We start from the raw sequence: 21,072 nt of genomic DNA, 5'->3' as shown, positions 1-21,072 counted from the left end.
GCAGCAGCGCTTCACACTCGCAGCGGAACAGCGCGCCCGTCATGTAGCGACGACCTCGTCGTCGGTCGTGTGGGGGGTCGTGGTGTGCGCCATTGTCGGGTGGGGTCCCACCAGGCGGGTCCGCGGACGTGCGGGGTGCCGTGGTGCATTCGGATTTCCCATCCGGAGGTGGTGAGGGTGCGGTGGTGGTGCCAGCAGAGGGCGACGCCGTTGTCGGTGTGGGTGGGTCCGCCTCTGGCGTGTTCGTGGACGTGGTGGATCTCGCACCAGGATGCGGGGACGTGGCAGCCGGGGATGAGGCATTCTGTGTCGCGGAGGGTGATCGCGCGGCGTTGGTGGGCGGTGAAGATCCGGTCGGTGGTGCTGATGCCGATGATGCGCCCGTTCGGGTCGAACAGCACCCGTTGCACGCCGCCCGCGCACGCGGTGTGCGCGGCGACACGGGTGGAGACGGGGGTGTCGATGCCGTCCACGTGCGCCCAACCGCGCCCGGTCGTGTAGTCGTCGGCGGTGACGGACACGACCAGGGTGGGTGCCCCGCCGCCCAGGCGTGGGGTGTGGTCGTGGCGAGCGGCGATGCCGAGGATCGCGGCGAGGGTGTCGTGCTGCTTCTGCGACCGGGAACGCGGGTCGATCATCCGCCCCGGGTCACCGGACGGGAGGACACCGTCATCAACACCCGCACCGGGGCCGTCGTCGGTGATGCCATCCCGGGCCCCGGCGTCTCCGTCGGTGCCCTCCGGCGTCTCGGCACCCGCATCGCTCCGGTCTGAGGGCTCGAACGCGACCCCGGGGACGGGTGGCCCGTCGACTTTCGGGTTCAGGTACGCGTCGAACAGGCGCTGCAACTGCCCCGCGACCTCCGGCAGCAGCCGTCCCCGGATCGGGATCACCCCGTCTTTCGCCCGCCCGAGGGTCAGACCCCGTGCCCGCATCGCGATATCGTCCGCGGGTTCCGCACCGTCCGGGTCGAGGTACTGCACGATCACCTGCGCCAACAACCGCAGATCCTCCGGCGTCGCCGCCGGCACAGTGTCATCTGCACCCGCATCCGCATCCGCGTCCGATTCCGTGTCCGCGTCGGCGACCGCGATTCCCCGCGCGTACGCGGCCAACTCCGCGTCCGCTCGCAACCGGTCGACCGTCCCGATCCGGGACCCGGCCTGCTCGATCGGCCCGATCGCCGCCAACAGCCCCGCGACCCCGATCGTCCCGTCCACCACCGCCTCCCGCAACGCCGGCCACCGCGGCGGCAACCACGCCCCGGACGACAACTCCACCTCCCGCCGCACCGCTTTCGCGGCCTTCACCACCCGGGCCGCACCCGGGCCGTCGGTGCGCAGCACCCGCTGCAGCAGCTCGTTCACCGTGCGACACCCGAACCGCCCGCAGAACGCCGGCTCTCCCGACCCCGCCGGACGCTCATCCACCGACGCGACCGCCTCCACGACCACCGCCTCCACCCGACGCTGCACCTGCCCCGCGACCCGCAACAGCCCCATCTTCACGTCGTCACCGAGCCCCGCGATCACGTCCGAGCGCAGCACCGAATCCAGGTCGGCGACGACCCGGTCCAGCACCTCCACGGGGTTGTTCATACCCCCCAGTCAACCGAGGGCCACCGACATTCGAACCCCGAATAACCCCCGTTCAGAGCAATATTCCGAAACACTCGAAACACCCACACGCCCTCCACAGAAACACCAACACAGCACTTCTCCACACCCACCGCAGAGCCCGCCCCACAGAACACGCCCCGCAGACCCCGCCACACAGAACCCGCCCGAGCACCCTCAGTCCCGCGTGTAGTCCTCAAAGATCAGCGTGGTCCGGGTCGAGCGGATCGAAGGGATCGCTTGGATGTCCTCGAGCACGATGCGACGGAGGTCGCGGGCATCGTTGGCGCGCACCAGCAGGATCACGTCGAAGTCGCCGCCGACGAGGGCCATGTGCTCGATCTCGGGGATCGCGCGCAGCCGGTCGCTCACCGCCTGCCAGGTCGCCTGCTCGATGGCGAGGGTCACGTAGGCGCTCGCATGATGCCCGAGCAGTACGGGATCCGTGCGCACCGTGTAGCCCGTGATGACACCCGCATCCGTGAGGCGCTTGATCCTCGCGTGCGCACCGGCGCGCGAGATGTGAACGGCATCCGCGATCGCCGTCATCGATGAGCGCGCGTCGCGGCGCAGCTCTTCGATGATCGCTCGGTCGGTGTCGTCCAGCGCAGCCATGGCACCCCTCTCATCGAGCCAGAAACTCTGACACTTCGATCAAGAATGCCCCATGAGTCGCTCGTTCATCCAGTATTTCGCGGATGATCTTGGATGATTGTCGCGCACAGGGGCATGCTGTCCCCATCGAGTTCGGCAAGGAGGGCGAACGCATGCGGCACACCGACATGCTTCCGCGAGACACCGCGGTGCAACTGATCGATGCGGACGGACAGCCTGTCGTGGACGAGCACTACACGCTCCCCGACAGCGAGACCCTGCTGGCCGCCTATCGCGGACTCGTCGAGGGCCGGAGGATCAACGACCAGGCCGGCGCGCTCGTTCGTCAGGGACGCCTCGCCGTCTACCCGTCTTCCCACGGCCAGGAAGCGTGCCAGATCGCCGCCGCCATGGTGCTCGGAGACACGGACTGGCTGTTCCCGACCTACCGCGACTCGGTCGCCGTCATCGCGCGCGGAGTCGAACCCGCCGATGCGATGGTGCTCCTCAAGGGCGACTGGCACTCGGGCTACGATGTGCGCGCCCACCGGGTCGCGCCGCAGGCCACCCCGCTCGCCACCCAGCTGCTGCACGCGGTCGGCTTCGCGCAGGCGGCCAAGCACCGCGGCGAGGACACGGTCGTGCTCGCGCTGTGCGGCGACGGCGCCACCAGCGAGGGCGACTTCCACGAGGCGATGAACTTCGCCGCCGTCTTCCAGGTGCCGGTCGTCTTCTTCGTGCAGAACAACGGGTTCGCGATCTCGGTGCCGCTCTCGCGGCAGACCGCGGCTCCCTCCCTCGCCCACAAGGCCGTCGGCTACGGGATGCCCGGAGAGCGCGTCGACGGGAACGACGTCGCCGCCGTGCTCGCCGTGCTCGGCGAAGCGGTGAATCGCGCCCGCACCGGCGGCGGTCCCTCCCTCATCGAGGCGCACACCTACCGGATGCAGGCGCACACCAATGCCGACGACGACACCCGCTACCGGGAGCGCGACGAGGTGCAGGCCTGGATCGCCCGCGACCCGCTGCTGCGCCTGCGCACCCACCTGGCCGGCATCGGCGCCCTCGACGCCGACGCCGAGGAGCGGTTCGCCTCCGGAGCCGAAGAGATCGCCGTCGCGATGCGGACTGCGCTGAACACCGACGCCGACCTCGACCCAGAGGATCTGTTCCGCTTCGTCACCGCGACACGCTCGCCACAGCTCGACGAGCAATGGCACCTGCTGCACGACGAGATCGAACGCTCGCGCCTCGCCGACGCGGGCGCAGGGACCACCCCGAACGGAGGCCACCGATGACGATCGCACACGACGACACCCGCGCCGAGGTCGAGGCCGCCGCTGCGACGACCATGACCATGGCGGCCGCGTTGAACAGAGCACTCGCGGATGCCATCGAGTCCGACCCGGATGTGGTCGTCTTCGGCGAGGACGTGGGGGCGCTCGGCGGCGTCTTCCGCATCACCGACGGACTCACCGCGCGGTTCGGCGAGGACCGCTGCTTCGATACTCCCCTGGCCGAGTCCGGCATCGTCGGCACCGCGGTCGGCATGGCCATGAACGGGATGCGTCCCGTGGTGGAACTGCAGTTCGACGCGTTCGCCCTGCCGGCGTTCGAGCAGGTCGTCAGCCATGTCGCGAAGCTCGGCAACCGCACGCGCGGCGGGATGCGGATGCCGCTGGCGATCCGCATTCCGTTCGGCGGCGGCATCGGCGGCGTGGAGCACCACTGCGACTCCTCCGAGGCGTACTACGCCCACACCCCGGGACTCACGGTCGTCAGCCCGTCGACGCCGCAGGACGCCTACTCGCTGCTGCGCGCGGCCATCGCCTCACCCGACCCCGTGATCTTCCTCGAGCCGAAGAAGCTGTACTGGTCGAAGGGCGAAGTCGACACCTCCCTCACCACCGAGCTCGGCACCGCCCGCATCGCCCGCGACGGCACCGACGTGACGCTCCTGGCGTACGGCGCTTCCGTGCCGCTCGCGCTCGAGGTCGCGGAGGTCGCCGCCACGGAGGGGCGCAGCGTGCAGGTGGTCGACGTGCGCTCGCTCTCCCCCTTCGACGATGCGACCGTGACCGCCGCGGTGAAGTCCACCGGCCGCGCCGTGGTCATCGCCGAGGCCCCCGGATATGTGAGCGTCGCCTCGGAGATCCAGGCCCGCGTGTTCGAGCGCTGCTTCGAATACCTCGCTGCCCCGGTCCGGCGCGTCACCGGCTTCGACACCCCCTACGCACCCCCGAAGCTCGAGCACTGGTACCTGCCCGACGTCGACCGCGTGCTCGATGCGATCGACACTCTGCACTGGGAGGACGACGTATGAGCGCCCCGTTGAAGCCGTCCGCGCAGATCTTCCGCCTGCCCGACCTCGGCGAAGGACTCACCGAAGCGGGTCTCGTGCAGTGGCTCGTCGCGGTGGGCGACACCATCACGACCGACCAGCCGATCGCCGAGGTCGAGACCGCCAAGAGCGTGGTGGAGCTGCCGTCGCCGTTCGCCGGCGTCGTCACCGCCCTGCACGGCACCGCCGGGGACACCATCGATGTCGGCGCGCCGGTGCTCGAGGTGGCCGACCCGGAATCGGCCTCGGAGGCGGAGACGGGCACGGGCACGGGCACGGGCACGGGCACGGAGGGAACGGTTCCGGATGCCGCCGAGGCTGCTGCATCGAGCACCCCCGGGCACGAGGCGTACCGCGAGGAGGAACGCGCCGGATCGGGAAACGTGCTGATCGGCTACGGCACCACGGCGCACACGACGAAGGGCCGTCGCCGGCCGGCCGCCACGCCGGTCCGAGCCGACCGCCCGACCGCACCGACGCCCGCACCGGAATCGGTACCGGCAGCCCCACCGGCAGCCGCTCCGACCCCTGCGCCGAAACCCGCCGCCGTCGACCCCGCCGCGACCTCCGCCGGTGCAGCATCCGCCCGCCGCCCGGTGGCCGTGCGCTCCCCCCTCGTGCGTCGTCTGGCCCGCGATCTGGGACTCGACGTGCACACGATCGCGGCGTCCGGCCCCGACGGGGCGATCACCCGCGCCGACGTGCTGCAAGCCGCGGTCGAGAACGCCGTCGACGGCGCCGCCGCGCATCACCGCGCCGCGAACGGGAAGGGAGAGTCGGTCGACGGACTCGATGTCGTCTCCCGAGAGCGCATGTCGCCGCTGCGGCGCGCAGTCAGCGCGAAGCTGACGCGCAGTCGAACCGAGATCCCCGAGGCGACCGTCTGGGTCGACGTCGATGCCACCTCTCTCTGGGACATCCGCGCCCAGATGGCTCCGGCGGGCGGCAAGGCCCCCTCGATCACGGCGCTGCTCGCGCGCTTCGTGCTGCTCGCCCTCGAGGACTACCCGGTGCTCGCATCGCGACTCGACGCCAGCGGTGAGGAGCTGATCTCGTTCGACGGCGTGAACCTCGGAATCGCCGCCGACACCGAGCGCGGTCTCCTGGTCCCCGTCGTCCCCCGTGCGCACGCCCTCACCGTGGAGCAGCTCGACGCGGCACTGCGCGACCTCGCCACCACGGCCAGGGCCGGCACGATGCCGCCGGAGCGGCTGCGCGGGTCGACCTTCACGCTCAACAACTACGGCGGGCTGGGGGTCGACGGCTCCGCGGCGATCATCAACCACCCCGATGTCGCGATCCTCGGCATCGGCCGGATCATCGAGCGGCCGTGGGTCGTCGATGGCGCGATCGTCGCCCGTCGTATCGTCCAGCTCTCACTCGCGTTCGACCACCGCGTGTGCGACGGCGGATACGCCGCGGGGTTCCTGCGGCGCGTCACCGAGCTCATCGAGAATCCGCTGCGTGCTTTCGGGCGGGTCTGACTCCGCCGCGCCCACGGTCGGGCATCGCGCCTGTGCCATAATTACCATACGATCGGTCAGTAATTCCGGACCGAAGAGCCGGGCGACGACCCGCCGAGACGACGAAGTCAGGAGATCCGCATGACCGAGGCATTCCTCGTCGGAGGGGCGCGCACCCCGGTCGGACGGTACGGCGGCGCGCTCGCCACCATCCGCCCCGACGACCTCGCCTCGATCGTGGTGGCCGAGGCCGTGCGTCGGGCCGGTATCGACGCGGCACAGATCGACATCGACGAGGTCATCCTCGGCGCGGCGAACCAGGCCGGCGAGGACAACCGCAACGTCGCGAGGATGGCGGTGCTGCTCGCCGGGCTCCCCGACAGCGTTCCGGGCATCACGGTGAACCGGCTGTGCGCCTCCGGCATGTCGGCCGTGACGATGGCCGCGCAGGCGATCCGCGCCGGAGACGCCGACCTCATCGTCGCCGGCGGCGTCGAGTCGATGACCCGAGCGCCCTGGGTGCAGGCCAAACCCGAGAAGGCCTGGTCCAAGCCGGGCGCGGCGTTCGACACCTCGATCGGCTGGCGCTTCCCGAACCCCCGTCTCGTCGCCCGCGACAAGGCGACCTTCACGATGCCCGAGACCGCGGAGGAGGTCGCCCGGACCGACGGGATCACGCGCGACGAGGCCGACGCCTTCGCGCTCCGCTCCCAGCAGCGCGCCGCCGCCGCGATCGCGGCAGGACGCTTCGCACCCGAGATCGTCGGCGTGCCGACCGCCACCGGAGAGGTGCGGGTCGATGAGGGACCGCGGCCCGAGACGACACTCGACGCACTCGCCCGACTGCGCCCGGTGGTCGCCGGCGGCAGCGTCGTGACGGCCGGGAACTCCAGCGCCCTCAACGACGGCGCCTCGGCGATCGTCGTGGCGAGCGCCGAGGCCGTCGAGCGCCACGGTCTCGTGCCCCGCGCCCGGATCGTCGTCGGCACCAGCGCCGGCCTAGCCCCCGAGGTCATGGGCCTCGGGCCCGTGCCCGCCACGCAGAAGGCGCTCCGCCGCGCCGGACTGACCATCGACGACATCGGTTCCGTCGAGCTCAACGAGGCCTTCGCCGCGCAGTCGATCGCCTGCATCCGTCGACTGGGTCTCGACGACGAGCGGGTCAATGCCGACGGCGGGGCCATCGCCCTCGGTCACCCGCTCGGCTCGTCCGGCTCCCGTCTGCTGATCACGCTGCTCGGACGCATGGAGCGCGAGGGCTCACGGCACGGCCTCGCCACGATGTGCGTGGGGGTCGGTCAGGGTGCGGCCGTGATCCTGGAGAAGGTGTGATGCCCGCGGAATCGCCAGCCGAGGACGCAGCCGCCGAAGAGCCGCTGCTCGTCGAGCGGCGCCCCGACCGTGTGATCGCGACGCTCAACCGTCCGCACAAGCGCAACGCGATCGACCAGGCCACGATCGATGCCCTGCACCTCCTCTGCGATGAGCTCGAGGAGGCTCCGCGCACCCTGATCCTCGTCGGCGCCGACGGTGTCTTCGCGGCAGGCGCCGACATCGCCGAACTGCGCGAACGCCGGGCCGCCGACGCGCTGCGCGGCATCAACGCGCACGCCTTCGTGCGGGTCGCGGAGCTGCCGATGCCCGTCATCGCGGCCATCGACGGCTATGCCCTGGGCGGCGGCGCCGAACTCGCCTACGCCGCCGACATCCGCATCGCCACACCCTCGCTCGCGATCGGAAACCCCGAGACGGGCCTCGGCATCCTCGCCGCCGCCGGAGCGAGCTGGCGGCTGAAGGAGATCGTCGGCGACGCCAGGGCGATCGAGCTGCTGCTCACCGGCCGCACGGTCAAGGCCGAGGAGGCGCTGCGGATCGGTCTCGTCTCGGCGGTCCACGACCCCGAGGAGCTGCTGGGCGCGGCCGAGACGATCGCCGACCGGATCGCCCGCAACGACCCGGCCGCCACCATCGCGACCAAGCGGGTGTTCCGCGCGCCCCGCGACCGCCACCCCGCCGTCGATCTGGAAGCCCAGGCCGACCTCTTCGAGAGCCCGGAGAAGTTCCGGCGGATGACCGACTTCCTGGAGCGGAGAGACCGATGATCGAGACCACGCCCCTCGCGCCGGCGCATGTCGGGGTGCTCGGCGGCGGACGCATGGGCGCCGGCATCGCCCATGCGTTCCTGCTGGCCGGCTCCCGGGTCACCGTGGTCGAACGCGATCCGGAGAGCGCCGAGGCCGCCGCACACCGTGTGCTCGAATCGGTCGACGCCTCGATCGCCCGAGGCACAGCGGCGGAACCGGGAGACGCCTATCGGACACGCGTCGACACCGGCACGGACGTCGGTTCGTTCGCGGCGTGTGACCTCGTCGTGGAAGCGGTGCCGGAGGATCTGGCTCTGAAGGTCGACGCGCTCACCCGCGTCGAAGCGCAGATCGGACCGGACGCGGCGCTCGCCTCGAACACCTCCTCGATCTCGATCGATGAGCTCGCAGCGGTGCTGGATCGCCCGTCGCGCTTCCTCGGAATGCACTTCTTCAATCCGGTGCCGGCATCCACCCTGGTCGAGATCGTGCGAGGCGCGGCCACCGCTCCCCCGCTCGTGGACGCAGCGCGCGGCTGGGTGCACGCGCTCGGCAAGACGCCGATCGTCGTGACCGACGCCCCCGGGTTCGCGTCGTCGAGGCTCGGCGTCGCGATCGGCCTGGAGGCGATCCGGATGCTCGAGGAGGGCGTCGCCTCCGCCGAGGACATCGACACCGCCATGACGCTGGGCTACAAGCATCCGGTCGGGCCGCTCCGCCTCACCGACATCGTCGGACTCGATGTGCGGCTCGGCATCTCCGAGTACCTCGCTGCGAACCTCGGCGAGCGCTTCGAACCGCCGGCTCTGCTGCGCCGTCTCGTCGCCGAGGGCCACCTCGGGCGCAAGAGCGGACGCGGCTTCTACGAATGGGACGCCTCATGAAGGGAACTGACATGACCGAGATCCTCCCCAGCTATCTGCAGGGATCCTGGTGGTCACCGGATGCCGGCGCCGAGGCGACCGAGGTGCGCGACGCATCGACGGGCGAACTCGTCGCCCGCGTGTCCACCGAGGGCATCGACCTCGCCGCGGCTCTCGCGCATGCACGCTCCGCGGGGCAGGCCTCGCTCGGCGAGCTGACCTTCCACCAGCGCGCAGTGCGGCTCAAGCAGCTTGCGCTCGCGCTCACCGAGCGCAAGGCGGAGCTGTACGAGATCTCGAGCCGCACGGGCGCGACTGCCCAGGACTCGTGGGTCGACATCGACGGCGGTATCGGCGTGCTGTTCGCCTACTCCAGCAAGGGCAGGCGCGAGCTGCCGAACGCGAAGGTCTATGTCGACGGCGCGGTGGAGAACCTGTCCAGGGACGGCTCCTTCCTCGGGCGCCACATCTACACACGCCTCCCCGGAGTCGCCGTGCAGATCAACGCCTTCAACTTCCCGGTCTGGGGGTCGCTGGAGAAGTTCGCCCCGGCGTTCCTGGCCGGCGTGCCGACCGTCGTGAAGCCCGCGACGCCGACCGGGTACCTCGCCGAAGCGATGGTGCGGATCATGGTCGACTCCGGGCTGCTGCCCGAGGGCTCCCTGCAGCTCGTCTCGGGCAGTGTCCCCGGTCTCTTCGACGAGCTGCGGCTGGGAGATCTCGTGGCCTTCACCGGGTCGGCGTCCACCGCAGAACGGCTGCGGGCGCACGATGCGGTGCAGACGGGCGGGGTGCGCTTCACGAGCGAGACCGACTCCATCAACGCGTCGATCCTGGGTACCGACGCGGTCGCGGGCACCCCCGAGTTCGACGCCTACGTCAAGCAGCTCGTGGCGGAGATGACCAGCAAGGCCGGGCAGAAGTGCACCGCGATCCGACGCGCGATCGTGCCGGCCGGTGTCGTCGACGACGTGATCGGCGCCGTGCGGGCACGACTTTCCGAGCGCATCGTGCTCGGCGACCCGCGGGCGGATGGCGTCACGATGGGGCCGCTGGCCTCGACCGCGCAGCGCGACGAGGTGCTGCGCCAGGTGGCACGTCTGCAGGAGGGCGGTGGCGATCTGGTCATCGGCTCCACGGATGCTCCGCACGTGCGGCGCAGCGACGGAAGCCAGGGACCCGCCCCGGACGGCGCCTTCCTCGCCCCGATGCTGCTGCGTTTCCCGGACCCGGAGAGTGCAGCCGTCAACGAGATCGAGGCGTTCGGTCCGGTCTCGAGCATCGTCGGCTATCGCACCCTCGACGAGGCGAGTGCCCTGGTCGCGCGCGGCGGAGGTTCGCTGGTCACGAGTGTCGCCACGCACGACCCCGAGGTCGCCGTGGCGCTCGCCACCGGCATGGCCGCCTACAACGGACGGGTGCTCTTCCTCGACCGCGACGACGCCCGCAGCTCGACGGGTCACGGCTCGCCGCTGCCGAACCTCGTGCACGGCGGCCCCGGCCGCGCCGGCGGCGGCGAGGAGCTCGGCGGCATCCGCGCCGTCCTGCACCACATGCAGCGCACCGCGGTGCAGGGCTCGCCCGCGATGCTGACCGCCCTCACCGGCGTCTGGCATCAGGGCACGGAGGCACGGCCGTACGAGGAGAGCGGTGGCGTCCACCCCTTCCGCAAGTCGCTGGCCGAGCTGCGCATCGGCGACCAGGTCGCGAGCGGCTCACGCGCGGTGACGCTGGAAGACATCGAGACCTTCGCGACCTTCACCGGCGATACCTTCTACGCGCACATGGATGAGGAATCCGCCGCCGCCAACCCGTTCTTCCCGGGTCGCGTCGCCCACGGGTATCTGCTGGTGTCGTGGGCTGCCGGTTTGTTCGTCGACCCCGCACCCGGACCCGTCCTCGCCAACTCGGGCCTGGAGAACCTGCGCTTCCTGACCCCGGTCTCCCCTGGTGACGAGATCCGCGTCGAACTCACCGCCAAGCAGATCACTCCGCGTGAGACCGACGAGTACGGCGAGGTGCGCTGGGACGCGGTGCTGAAGAACCAGCGCGACGAGATCGTGGCCACGTACGACGTGCTCACCCTCGTCGCGAAGGAACTCGCCGCGGTGTAGTCCGGCTGAAACCCCGGGCTGTCGCCGAGACCCCGTCCTTCCGACTCGGATACGACGGGGTCTCGGCGGGAAGACGGGGTCTCGGCGGACGGCCTCAGCGACGGCGCAGGCCGTCGAGGGCGATGGCGACGACGTCGTCGGCGAGCCGGTCCGCGTCCTCGCGTCCGCCTGGGCGGTACCACTCCACGATCGAGTTGATCATTCCGAACGCGAGGCGGGCCACGACGCTGGCGTCGATGTCGGCGCGCAGTGTGCCCTCGGCCTGCGCCTCGGTGACGAGCGCCGTGATCCGGCGGTCGAACGCACGACGGCGGGTGAGCGCCCGGCGCTCGACATCGGTGTTGCCGCGCACCCGCAGCAGCAGCGTGACGGCGGGAAGCTGGTCGACGAGCACGTGCACGGCCCCGCGGAGCACGTGCTCGAGGCGGGCGACGGCGTGGGACCCCTCACGATCGACCGTGGCCGGAAGCGGGTCGTCCACCACCGCCTCGAGCCCGCTGAGCGCCGCGTCGAGCGCGAGATCGAGCATCTCGTCCTTCGAACCGAAGTGATGGTAGATCGCCGACTTCGACAGGCCGAGGCGCTCGGCCAGCTTCCCGATCGAGGTCGCGTCGTACCCGTGCTCGTTGAACGCGGCGACGGCGACGGCGAGGATGCCCTGCTGGTCGTAACCGGGGCGGCCTCGTCGCGTGCTCTGCATCTCGGACATCCCCACAGTCTCGCATCGGATCGCGCTGTCGGCCGGGAGCGGCAGCGCGAGGTCAGAAGGTCTGATCGGTGGTGCGCGAGCGACCTCGGAACTCCGCGACCGGATCGCCGAGTTCGTCGACGACCGTCACGTCGTAGATGCCGGAGCGGCCGCTGCGGGTGCGCCGCACGGCCGTCGCGGTCAGCGTCTGTCCGGCGACGGTCGATTTCAGGAACGAGATGTCGGCGCCCGCGGCCACCGTGACCCGATCATCCTCGTTGCAGGCGATCGCGAACGCCGTGTCGGCCAGGGCGAAGACGAAGCCGCCATGGGTGATGTGGAACCCGTTGGTCATGTCGTCGCGCACGCGCATCGAGACCACGGCGTGACCGGGGTCATCGCGTTCGATGACGAGACCCAGCGAGGCGGAAGCACGATCGCGCTCCATCATGGCCCGGCTCGGGCGCACGGCTTCCGCGGCCTGGGGCGTCGCGTCCGTCATCGTCGACCTCCTCGTCGCGCGGACGCCGCAGCGACAGCATCCGCGCGGCCCATACTAACTGACCGATCGATCGGTAAAGAAGGGTTGTCCGCGGCGGCTCCTCGCGCGCGGGTCAGCCGAAGATCAGTCCCTTGCGCAGCGTGGCGTCCTCCACCGTGATGCCGGTGATGACCGCAGCGCTGTCGACCGTCGAGTCGCGATCGAGTCGGAACCGCATCACGACCCCCTCCCGGCTGGACCAGTCGTAGAAGTACTCACCCGAGGAGACGATGCGCACTGCCGTGCCCTGAGGGAAGGCGGACACCGCGGCGCTCAGGGGATCGCCGACGCGCACACCACCGGCGGACGGAAGAGACGCGCCATCGTGGGTCGGCTCGCCCGCGACGTTTCCGACGCCGACGGAGACCGCCGAGACGACGCTCGCGCCCTCCTGCGTCCAGAGCAGCAGCGAGGCCGAGCCGTCAGCCGAGATCAGTCGCGTCGTCCCGCCCACCCACTCTGGCTCTTCGACCTGGGCCCCCGGCACGGCGGCGATGGCCTCATCGAGCTCGACACCCAGGCGAACCGGGCCGACTCCCGCCGTCGTGATCTCCCACTCGCTCCAGGGCGCAGCGGGGTCGGCGGCAGGGACGTCGACGGGAACCGGCGGGTTCTCCGTCAGCTCGTCGACCAGGTTCGCCCTCGCCTCGCTCGCGCGATCGCGCAGCAGCGCTGCGGCGGCCTCGGTGTCGAATGCGGGCTCGCCGGTGAACGGCTGCCACATCTCGACGATCACGTTTCCGACGGACGAATAGGTCTTGTAGAGGGAGTGACCGTCGCCACCCGGGTAGGTGAGGATCAGGGAGCCGGCGATGGCACGGACGCCCCCGTCGCCCTCGGCCGTCGACGATGCGAAGGAAGAAGGCGCCCCGCCGAAGGTGAACTCGCCGCACTGCTCCGCGGCCTGGGCGTACTGGTCCATGCGCGCCGTAGCGGCCGCTTCATCGGCGAACTGCATCACGTGGAGCCAACCGTCTCGCCCTTCGGCAACGGTCGTCGTCCACGTGACGGACCGTGCACCGATGGAGCCCAGCGAGGCTTCGGCGTAGACCGCGTTGCAGATGGTGGGATCCGGCTCAGAGCCGCCCCCGTCGGACACCTGGATCAAGGAGGGCACCGCCGGGCTGACATCACCCACATCGGGAAGCAGGCCGGAGATCTCCTCGGCGCTCAGCAGGAACCAGTCCAGCTCGTCGCCGACGAAGGCGATCGGTCCGGCGTACGGATCGGGAGCCGGGGATTCCGGCGCGGCCGTGGGCTTGGGGGTGGGCGTGGACTGCGGAGTCGGAGCGCACCCCGACAGCGCCACCAACGCCCCGACCGCGACCACACCGATCAGGCCCTGCACGAACATCTTCGACCGCGACATGTCCGACTCCGATCCGCACTCGGCGCCGGCATCGGCGCACCCCCGTGCTGCCGAGCCTAGAGCCTCCCACCGACGCCCTGAGGTGTTTGCTTCATGTCGAGATCAGAATGAGATTCTGAACATGCCGGAGCGCGCATATGCAACCCGATCACCGGGCATCGGCCCGCTGCAGAGCGGCGGCTCCTGCGGCCCTGGCGTCCTCCGCAGTGGCGGCCTCGAATACGACCTCGGCAGCCCGACGGCACTCTTCCTCGGTCACATCACGGAGCGCGTCGGCCACTCGTCCGAGCGACCGCGGCGTCATCGAGAGCGAGGTCGCCCCGAGTCCCACGAGCACCGGGGCGAGGGCCGGGTCGCCGGCCGCCTCGCCGCAGACGCCCACCGGTTTTCCGGCCGCACGCCCCGCCGCGCCGACCATCCCGATCAGACCCAGCACCGCCGGCTGCCACGGATCGTTGAGATCACTCAAGTCGCTCAGCAGCCGGTCGGCGGCCAGCGTGTACTGCGCGAGGTCGTTGGTTCCGATGCTCACGAAGTCGACCACCTCGAACAGCTCGGCGGCGAGCAGTGCTGCCGACGGCGTCTCGATCATGATGCCGACGCGGCCGACCCCCGCCGCGCGCGCGAGCTCGGCGAACTCCCGGGCCTCTTCGACGGTGGCCACCATCGGGGCCATCACCTCGACCTCGGCCGGCTCCTCGGCGGCGGCGAGGGAGAGCGCGCGCAGTTGATCGTCGAGCAGCTGAGGCCGACGGCGCGCGATCCGGAGCCCCCGCACGCCGAGCGCCGGGTTGTCCTCCGCGTCGGAATTCGCGAACGGGAGAGGTTTGTCGCTCCCCGCATCGAGTGTGCGCACGACGACCTTGCGATCGGGGAATGCAGCGAGAACCCCGCGATAGGCGGCGATCTGCTCTGCGACGGTCGGTGCTTCGGCCCGGTCGAGGAAGCAGAACTCGGTGCGGAACAGGCCGATGCCCTCCGCTCGCGCGGCCGCGGCGTTCACCGCGTCCGGGGTGCCGCCCACGTTCGCCAGCAGCGCCACGCGGTGCCCGTCGGCGAGGCGCCCTGATCCGTCGAACTCCACGACGGTCGCGGCAGCCTGGGCTTCGGAGACGCGGGATGCCGTCGGATCGACCTCGACCGTGCCGCGCCCGCCGTCGACGAGGAGGGTCGAGCCGACCGGGATGCCGACCGCGCCGGCGACGCCGACGACCGCGGGAAGGCCGAGCGATCGCGCGATGATCGCGGTGTGCGACGTCGGCCCGCCCTGCTCGGTGACGAGCGCGACGCAGTGCCCTCCGGCGAGCGCTGCGGTGTCGGCGGGCGCGAGGTCTGTCGCGACGAGCACGAACGGCTCATCGCGCTCGGGCACCCCCGGCATGTCGACCTGCAGGATCTCGGCGATGATCCGGTCGCGCACGTCGCGGATGTCGGCGACACGCTCGGCCATCCGCCCTCCCAGCGCGGCCACAGCCTTCTCGTGCGCGGCTGCGGTCTCCCAGATCGCTCGCGCCGCGCTGCGGCCCTTCGCGCGGACGAGCGCCGTCGCCTCCGACACCAGCTCGGGGTCGGAGGCCAGCAGGCGCGACGCATCGAGGATCGCCCTGGTCTCCCCCGTCGCCTGAGACGTCCGCGCACGCAGCTGATCCGCCACGGTCACCGCTGCCCACTCGATCGCCGAGACCTCGGCGTCGCGGTCCTCCGCAGCGACCACGGCGCCCGCCTCCGGCTCGCCGACCGCCGGTGCGAGATGCACGAGCGGCGCGGCCACCCGGCCGGGACTGACACCGCGTCCCCGCAGCACCGCACCGGGCGCGATGACGGAAACCGGGGCGTCGGAGCCCGGGGCGTCGGGCACCGGGGACGCGGATCCCGCCGCAGCGGCCGTCGGCGTCGCTTCGTCCGTCCCCTCTCCGAATCCGTCGTCGAACAGCGCCGCCAGCTTCTCCAGCACCGCGTCGGACTCCGGCCCACGCGCGACCAGTTCCAGCTCGTCACCCTGCCGAGCCCCGAGGATCAGCAGTCGCGAGAGGCTCGCGGCCGACGCGTCGGGACCGTCGGGAAGACGACGCAGCCGCACATCGGCCCCGGCCGAGGCTTCCGCGATCAGCGCGGCGGGGCGCGCATGGATACCCAGCGGATTCCGCACCCGCACCCGCCGGACGAGCTCCTCGCCGGCGGGCTCGTCCTCTGATTCCGGCGATGGCTCCGTGTCGTCGGGAACTCCGAGCTGCCCGGTCTTCGCGCCGAGTGCGGCGGTCGCCTCCGCAGCGACCACGTCCAACCCTCCGCCCGCCGCGGCGGAGACGACGGCGGCGAGCAGCCCCTCCACGAACGGAGCCGGTGCGAGCCGCACGGGGACGTCGCTCGCGCGCAGCTCGAGCGCGAGCTCGGCACTCAGCACGGCCGATCCGAGATCCATGAGGACCAGGACGCCGTCGCAGTCCGCCGCGAGCTCGTCGATCGCGGCCGCCACCGCCACCGCATCCGTTCCGAGGATCGGTGCGCCGTCACCGTCCACTCCCGCGCCGGCGGCGACCTGTACGCGCACCCCGTCGCCCTGCACCATCTGCAGGGCAAGCTCCAGTGCCGCCTCCCCGAGCTGTGCGCTGTGGGAGACGGCGACGATGCCGATCATCCGGCGCCGTCCGCCACGGCTGCGGCGAGCGTGTCGAACAGGATCGCCGTCGATGCAGCCCCCGGATCGAGGTGCCCGGCGCTGCGTTCGCCGAGATAGCTGGCCCTGCCCTTGCGGGCGACGAGCGGGAGCGTGGCGTCGCGACCGTCGGCTGCCGCATCCGCCGCGGTCCTGACGGCATCGGCGACGGACGCACCGCCGGCGAGCGCGGCATCGAGCGCATCGACGGCCGGAGCCATCGCGTCGAACATCGTCTTGTCGCCCGGCTCGGCCTTCCCCCGCGCCACGATGCCGTCGAGCCCTGCGCGCAGGGCGGCGGCGAGCGCCGGCCCGTCGAGCTCGGACTCGGCACCGGCCGCCATCCCCATCCGCAGGAAGAACGTGCCGTAGAGCGGTCCGCTGGCCCCGCCGACGGAGCTCACCAGCGTCATGCCCACGGTCTTCAGCAGGTCATCGACCGTGGCGGGAGCGCCCGCCGCGAGCTTCTCGCTCACGGCGTTCATCCCCCGGGCCATGTTCGCGCCGTGGTCGGCGTCGCCGATCGCCGAGTCGAGCTCGGTGAGCCAGTCGCGCTTCTCCGTCACGGCCGTACCGAAACGGGAGACCCAGTCGGTGAGGACAGCGGTGTCCACAGCCGCCATCACGCACCCCACCGCAGGCCGGGGGTGTTCACGGGAGCGTCCCAGAGACGCAGCAGTTCATCATCGGCCTTGAGCACGGTGACCGAGCACCCCGCCATGTCGAGCGAGGTGATGTAGTTGCCCACCAGGTTCCGGGCGATCTGCACCCCGGACTTCTCGAGGATCGCCGCGACTTCTGCGTACATGAGGTACAGCTCGATCAGCGGCGTCGCCCCCATGCCGTTGAGCATCACGATCGCCGGGCCCGCCGCGTCGATGTCGGCGAGGATCGGCTCGACGAGCTGTCGGGCGATGTCGGAGGCCGGAGCGAGCGGTTCACGATGACGACCCGGCTCCCCGTGGATGCCGATGCCGATCTCCATCTGGTCGTCCGGAAGGTCGAAGGTGGGCTTGCCCGCGGCCGGAACGGTGCAGCTGGTGAGCGCCATGCCCATCGAGCGGCCCTGGCCGTTGACCTTCTGGGCCAGCTCCACGACGGCGGCGAGGTCGCGGCCCTCTTCGGCTGCGGCGCCGACGATCTTCTCGAGCAGCACCGTCAGACCCACTCCTCGGCGACCTGCCGTGTACAGCGAGTCCTGCACGGCGACGTCGTCGTCCACGGTGATGCTGCCCACCTCGATCCCCTCCATGGAGGCGAGCTCGGCGGCCATCTCGAAGTTCAGCACGTCGCCGGTGTAGTTCTTCACGATGTGGAGCACGCCGGCTCCGCGATCGACCGCCTTCGTGGCGACCTGGACACGGTCGGGCGTCGGAGACGTGAAGACCTCGCCGGCGACGGCGGCATCCAGCATCCCGGTGCCGACGAAGCCGCCGTGCAGCGGCTCATGGCCGGACCCGCCGCCGGAGACGATCGCGACCTTGCCCTGCGCCTTGGGCGTCGCCCGCGTGATGACGTGGTTCTCCAGGTCGACGGAGAGCTCGGGATGAGCGAGAGCCACCCCCTTCAGGGATTCGACGAGAACGTCCTCGGGGGCGTTGATGAGCTTCTTCATCGTTCGATCTCCTTTGATCCTCGGGATTTCTTTCGCAGAATCCGAAAGCAATTCGTTAATGTCGAATATGCTCGGAGCCTGCCAGGTTGTCAAGATCATCCTGAAGACCGGCACGGCAGACGCACCGGCTCGACGACGCACCGGAAGGAGGCTCCCCCCGTGATCCAGGCGATCGACCGCGCGGCGAAGATCCTCGAGCTGCTCCAGGGAGCACGCCACCTCGGCATCACCGACCTCGCCACAGCGCTCAGCCTGCCGCCGTCGACCGTGCACGGGATCGTCAAGTCGCTGCGCTCGCACGGCCTCGTCGCGAAAGAGCGCGGTGGCCAGCGCTACATGCTCGGGCCGACGCTGCTGCGCCTGAGCAACGTGTACCTTGACACCCTCGACGTGCGTGCGCGGGCCATGCGCTGGACACAGGAGCTCGCTCGTCGCACCGACCTCTCGGTGCGGCTGGGCGCCCCCCACTTCACCGACGTGCTCGTGATCCACCACAACCTGCGCCCCGATGACAGCCAGCAGATGCTGGAGACCGGTGTCGCCATCCCCGCGCACGCCTCCGCCATGGGCAAGGTGCTGCTCGCCTACGACCAGGGCTTCCAGCAGACCGTCTTCGAGCAGCCGTTGCGCAGCCTCACCGGCGACACGATCACCGACATCGCCCGCCTGACCCTGGAACTGCCCGCGATTGCGGAGCGCGGCACCGCCGGCGAGTTCGATGAGGCCGTACTGGGCGAATCCTCGCTCGCCGCACCCGTCGCCGATGCCTCCAACGACATCGTCGCGGCGGTCGCGGTGGTCCTGCCGACCTCTCAGACGCCGGCCTCCGACGCGATCATGAACGCCCTGCGGGAGACCGCCAGGAACATCTCGCGGGAACTCGGCGCGACCTCGTGGCCGCCCCGCGTCGCGCCCGCCGACGACTGACGGCGATCGCCGGTCCGGCCCTCCTCAGCCGCGCAGCGCCAGGGCGAACGGCAGCACCTGAGACGCGCCGGCCTGCCGCAGCACCCGGGCGGCAACCGTCATCGTCCACCGACTGTCGACCAGGTCGTCCACGAGCAGCACCGGTCCCGTCGGAACGTCGAGGTGCTCGGCACTGAACCGATCCCAGAGGTCGGCGAGACGGAACACGCTGTTGCCGCCGGGCTGTCCGGTCGGCCCACCGCCGACCGGTTCGAGCGCCCCGAGGTAGGGCAGTCGCCCGACATCGGCGAGACCGCGCGCGAGCGAGTCGACGAGCAGCGGATGCGACCGGGAGGGCAGGGCGACCACGGCCACCGGCCGCTCGTCCCAGCCCCATCCGGCGAGTACACGGATGCAGGCCTGCAGCAACTGCGGCGTCACCGGGGCATCCGCTGCCCCCGCGGCGAAGAGGTCGCGCAGCGCACCGCCCCACCCGAGGTCCGTGAGTCGAGCCAGCGCCCGCCCCTCCCCCGCCTGCTCCTCCGCGGCGATGCGACCCTTGACCGGCACCTCCAACCGATCGGCACCGGTCGGCCAGGCGCGACGAGGCTCGATCGGAACACCGACCCGGTCGAGCGACTCCGCGGCCTGCGTGGTCGCGGACTCCCCGATCTCGCGCGGGAACCATCCGCCCCCGCAGTTGTCGCACCGCCCGCAGGGAGCCGCGGTGTCGTCATCGAGGGCGCGCTGCAGGAACTCCATGCGGCATCCGTCGGTCTGCTCGTAGTCGATCATGTGCTGCTGCTCGGCGAGGCGCTCGGCGGCGATGCGCTCGTAGCGCTCCGCGTCGTAGGTCCAAGGCTCGCCCGTCGCGACCCAGCCGCCCTGCACGCGTCGCACCGCACCGTCGACGTCGAGCACCTTGAGCAGCAGCTCGAGCGGCGTCCGCCGGATGTCGACCATCGCCTCGAGTGCCGGCGTCGAGATCGGGGCGTCTCCGAGCGCACTGATCACGCGCTCCGCGCGCTCCCGGTCGGGCATCGACGCGGTCGCGAAGTAGTGCCAGATGTCGCGGTCTTCGACGCCGGGGAGCAGCAGCACGTCGGCGCTCTCGCTCGCACGCCCCGCACGGCCGACCTGCTGGTAGTAGGCCACGGGCGACGACGGCGCACCGAGGTGCAGGACGAAGCCCAGATCGGGCTTGTCGAACCCCATGCCGAGCGCACTGGTGGCCACCAGCGCCTTGACCTCGTTGCGCTTGAGCATCCCCTCCGACTCCGCGCGCTCGTCGGTGTCGGTCTGCCCGGTGTACGCACGGACGTCATGACCGTGATCGCGCAGCAGCCGGGCGGTGTCGACCGCGGCGGCGACGGTCAGCGTGTAGATGATGCCCGACCCCGGCAGGTCGTCGAGGTGGCTCAGCAGCCAGGCCAGGCGGCTCGCCGAGTCGCGCAGCCGCAGCACCCCCAACCGCAGCGACGTGCGCGCGAGGGGCCCGCGGATCGTGAGCACGGGCGCCGCGTCGCCCTCGCCGGAATGAAGACTGCCGAGCTGCTCGGCGACATCGGCCACGACCCGGCTGTTCGCGGTCGCGGTGGTCGCGAGCACCGGCACGTCGGCGGGCATCTGCGCGATCAGGTCGCGCAGCCGCCGGTAGTCGGGGCGGAAGTCGTGACCCCAGTCGCTGATGCAGTGTGCCTCGTCGACCACGAGCATGCCGATGCGACGGACGAGCGCGGGCAGCTGCTGCTCGCGGAAGGCCGGGTTGTTGAGCCGCTCCGGGGAGACCAGCAGCACGTCGACCTCGTCGCGGTCGAGCTGCGCGAGCACGTCGGACCACTCGTGCGCGTTGGTGGAGTTGATCGCGACCGCGCGCACACCCGCGCGCTCGGCGGCGGCGATCTGGTCGCGCATGAGCGCCAGCAGCGGCGAGACGAGCACGGTCGGCCCCGCGCCCTGGCGTCGCAGCAGCAGCGTCGCGACGAAGTACACCGCCGACTTGCCCCATCCGGTGCGCTGCACCACGAGCGCACGCCGGCGCCCTTCGACCAGCGCCTCGATCGCCTCGTACTGGCCGTCGTGGAAGTCGGCGTCCGGGCGGCCGACGAGCTCGCGCAGGGCCGAAAGTGCGGCATCGCGGGTGTCGGCAGGGGCTGGGGAGGTCATCCCCCCACTCTGCCTCACCCCGCCGACACGACCGGCCCCTCCTCCTCAGCCCGCTC

The 21,072-nt window shown here is 71.2% G+C and carries 17 protein-coding genes; 8 read left to right on the top strand and 9 right to left on the bottom strand.

All coding sequences use genetic code 11. The annotated features are described in order from the left end of the window. Window positions 1–11 precede the first annotated feature (11 nt). Both ACFC14_RS11035 and ACFC14_RS11030 read right to left on the bottom strand, forming a co-directional pair. A complete protein-coding gene (locus ACFC14_RS11035; RefSeq protein ID WP_376104177.1) occupies window positions 12–1,598 on the bottom strand; it encodes a DUF222 domain-containing protein in 1,587 nt (528 codons plus the stop codon). A gap of 195 nt (window positions 1,599–1,793) precedes the next feature. Continuing rightward, a complete protein-coding gene (locus tag ACFC14_RS11030) occupies window positions 1,794–2,231 on the bottom strand; it encodes an Lrp/AsnC family transcriptional regulator (RefSeq protein ID WP_136042309.1) in 438 nt (145 codons plus the stop codon). 152 nt (window positions 2,232–2,383) lie between these two features. Between ACFC14_RS11030 and ACFC14_RS11025 the strand changes: the two genes are divergently transcribed. The 7 genes from ACFC14_RS11025 to paaZ all read left to right on the top strand — a co-directional run bounded on the left by ACFC14_RS11025 (window position 2,384) and on the right by paaZ (window position 11,075). After that, complete coding sequence (locus tag ACFC14_RS11025) at window positions 2,384–3,508, top strand: thiamine pyrophosphate-dependent enzyme (protein ID WP_376107165.1); 1,125 nt, start codon at window positions 2,384–2,386, stop codon at window positions 3,506–3,508. Then, entirely contained in the window at window positions 3,505–4,533 is a 1,029-nt protein-coding gene (locus ACFC14_RS11020; RefSeq protein WP_376104173.1) for an alpha-ketoacid dehydrogenase subunit beta, read from the top strand. The genes ACFC14_RS11025 and ACFC14_RS11020 overlap by 4 nt, the downstream gene beginning before the upstream one ends. Next, window positions 4,530–6,035 (top strand): dihydrolipoamide acetyltransferase family protein, encoded by a 1,506-nt coding sequence (locus ACFC14_RS11015; RefSeq protein WP_376104170.1) that lies wholly within the window; start codon window positions 4,530–4,532, stop codon window positions 6,033–6,035. Before ACFC14_RS11020 ends, ACFC14_RS11015 begins: the two co-directional genes overlap by 4 nt. Before the next feature lie 120 nt (window positions 6,036–6,155). Then, the gene (locus ACFC14_RS11010; protein ID WP_376104167.1) at window positions 6,156–7,346 is read left to right on the top strand and encodes an acetyl-CoA C-acyltransferase; all 1,191 of its coding nucleotides are present in this window, start codon (window positions 6,156–6,158) and stop codon (window positions 7,344–7,346) included. Then, a complete protein-coding gene (locus tag ACFC14_RS11005; protein ID WP_376104164.1) occupies window positions 7,346–8,116 on the top strand; it encodes an enoyl-CoA hydratase/isomerase family protein in 771 nt (256 codons plus the stop codon). Before ACFC14_RS11010 ends, ACFC14_RS11005 begins: the two co-directional genes overlap by 1 nt. Then, window positions 8,113–8,982 carry a 3-hydroxyacyl-CoA dehydrogenase family protein gene (locus ACFC14_RS11000; RefSeq protein ID WP_376104161.1) on the top strand — a complete coding sequence of 290 codons (870 nt, stop codon included), beginning with the start codon at window positions 8,113–8,115 and terminating at the stop codon, window positions 8,980–8,982. The genes ACFC14_RS11005 and ACFC14_RS11000 overlap by 4 nt, the downstream gene beginning before the upstream one ends. Window positions 8,983–8,993: 11 nt before the next feature. Then, window positions 8,994–11,075 carry a phenylacetic acid degradation bifunctional protein PaaZ gene (gene paaZ / locus ACFC14_RS10995; RefSeq protein WP_376104158.1) on the top strand — a complete coding sequence of 694 codons (2,082 nt, stop codon included), beginning with the start codon at window positions 8,994–8,996 and terminating at the stop codon, window positions 11,073–11,075. Between the two features lie 94 nt (window positions 11,076–11,169). On the opposite strand, the gene ACFC14_RS10990 is transcribed toward paaZ, so the two are convergent. The 6 genes from ACFC14_RS10990 to dhaK all read right to left on the bottom strand — a co-directional run bounded on the left by ACFC14_RS10990 (window position 11,170) and on the right by dhaK (window position 17,944). Further along, a complete protein-coding gene (locus tag ACFC14_RS10990; protein ID WP_376104155.1) occupies window positions 11,170–11,784 on the bottom strand; it encodes a TetR/AcrR family transcriptional regulator in 615 nt (204 codons plus the stop codon). A gap of 52 nt (window positions 11,785–11,836) precedes the next feature. Further along, on the bottom strand, window positions 11,837–12,265 hold the full coding sequence (paaI, locus tag ACFC14_RS10985) for a hydroxyphenylacetyl-CoA thioesterase PaaI (protein WP_376104152.1): 429 nt from the start codon (window positions 12,263–12,265) through the stop codon (window positions 11,837–11,839). 112 nt (window positions 12,266–12,377) lie between these two features. Continuing rightward, window positions 12,378–13,673 carry a hypothetical protein gene (locus tag ACFC14_RS10980; protein ID WP_376104149.1) on the bottom strand — a complete coding sequence of 432 codons (1,296 nt, stop codon included), beginning with the start codon at window positions 13,671–13,673 and terminating at the stop codon, window positions 12,378–12,380. 148 nt (window positions 13,674–13,821) lie between these two features. Next, window positions 13,822–16,311 (bottom strand): phosphoenolpyruvate--protein phosphotransferase, encoded by a 2,490-nt coding sequence (gene ptsP, locus ACFC14_RS10975; protein ID WP_376104146.1) that lies wholly within the window; start codon window positions 16,309–16,311, stop codon window positions 13,822–13,824. Next, on the bottom strand, window positions 16,308–16,952 hold the full coding sequence (gene dhaL / locus ACFC14_RS10970) for a dihydroxyacetone kinase subunit DhaL (RefSeq protein WP_376104143.1): 645 nt from the start codon (window positions 16,950–16,952) through the stop codon (window positions 16,308–16,310). The genes ptsP and dhaL overlap by 4 nt, the downstream gene beginning before the upstream one ends. Next, a complete protein-coding gene (dhaK, locus tag ACFC14_RS10965; protein WP_376104141.1) occupies window positions 16,952–17,944 on the bottom strand; it encodes a dihydroxyacetone kinase subunit DhaK in 993 nt (330 codons plus the stop codon). Before dhaK ends, dhaL begins: the two co-directional genes overlap by 1 nt. A 159-nt stretch (window positions 17,945–18,103) precedes the next feature. On the opposite strand from dhaK, the gene ACFC14_RS10960 reads away from it, so the two are divergent. Further along, window positions 18,104–18,871 (top strand): IclR family transcriptional regulator, encoded by a 768-nt coding sequence (locus ACFC14_RS10960; protein ID WP_376104138.1) that lies wholly within the window; start codon window positions 18,104–18,106, stop codon window positions 18,869–18,871. 24 nt (window positions 18,872–18,895) lie between these two features. Here ACFC14_RS10960 and ACFC14_RS10955 read toward each other — a convergent pair whose 3' ends face one another. Then, window positions 18,896–21,016, bottom strand: coding sequence for a RecQ family ATP-dependent DNA helicase (locus ACFC14_RS10955; RefSeq protein WP_376104135.1), 2,121 nt, complete (start codon window positions 21,014–21,016; stop codon window positions 18,896–18,898). Window positions 21,017–21,072: the final 56 nt, after the last annotated feature.

Source organism: Microbacterium sp. NPDC055988 (assembly GCF_042269505.1).
Classification (GTDB): Bacteria; Actinomycetota; Actinomycetes; order Actinomycetales; family Microbacteriaceae; genus Microbacterium.
Note: the sequence above shows the minus strand (reverse complement) of the source record. Positions and strands in the feature narration are given on the sequence as shown.